Origin of the sequence: Natrialba sp. SSL1 (assembly GCF_001861355.1) — an archaeon.
Taxonomy (GTDB): Archaea; Halobacteriota; Halobacteria; order Halobacteriales; family Natrialbaceae; genus Natrialba.
On the sequence record NZ_MASN01000031.1, the window covers coordinates 1 to 838 of the forward strand.

The following is an 838-nucleotide window of genomic DNA, read 5'->3' on the forward strand; positions in this document are numbered from 1 at the left end:
TGTTCGAGGACGCCGGTATTCCGGACGGCGTCTTCAACATGGTCCAGGGCTTCGGCGACGCCGGTGCAGCGATTTCCGACGACGAACGCGTCGACACGGTCCTCTTCACCGGATCGGCGGAAGTCGGACAGGAAATCGCCAGCAAGGTCGGCGGCGAACCGGGCAAACTCGCAGCCTGCGAGATGGGCGGCAAGAACGGTATCATCGTCACCGAGGAAGCCGACCTCGACATCGCCGTCCACTCGGCGATCATGTCGAGCTTCAAGACGACCGGTCAGCGCTGTGTCTCGAGCGAGCGCCTGATCGTCCATACGGACGTCTACGACGAGTTCAAGGAGCGCTACGTCGACATCGCCAAGGACGTCGCGGTAGGTGACCCCCTGCAGGAGGACACCTTCATGGGGCCGGCTGTCGAGCCCGAACACGTCGAGAAGATCGAGAAGCACAACGAACTCGCAGTCGAGGAAGGTGCCGAGGTCCTCGTCGACCGCTTCGAACTCGAGGACGACGAAATTCCCGAGGGCCACGAGGACGGCAACTGGGTCGGTCCGTTCGTCTACGAAATCGAGTACGACACCGATCTGCGCTGTCTGAAAGAGGAGTGCTTCGGTCCGCACGTTGCCCTCTTGGAGTACGACGGCGACATCGAGGACGCAGTCGAGATTCACAACGACACGCCGTACGGCCTCGCCGGTGCGATCATCTCCGAAGACTACCGTCAGATCAACTACTTCCGCGACCGCGCGGAGATCGGCCTGGCGTACGCGAACCTGCCGTGTATCGGCGCAGAGGTCCAGCTGCCATTCGGAGGCGTCAAGAAGTCTGGCAACGGCTACCC

At 62.3% G+C, this 838-nt stretch carries 1 protein-coding gene; it reads left to right on the forward strand.

The annotated features are described in order from the left end of the window. Window positions 1-838, forward strand: an 838-nt coding sequence (locus BBD46_RS10255; protein WP_139173561.1) for an aldehyde dehydrogenase family protein, incomplete at both ends; no start/stop codon positions are given.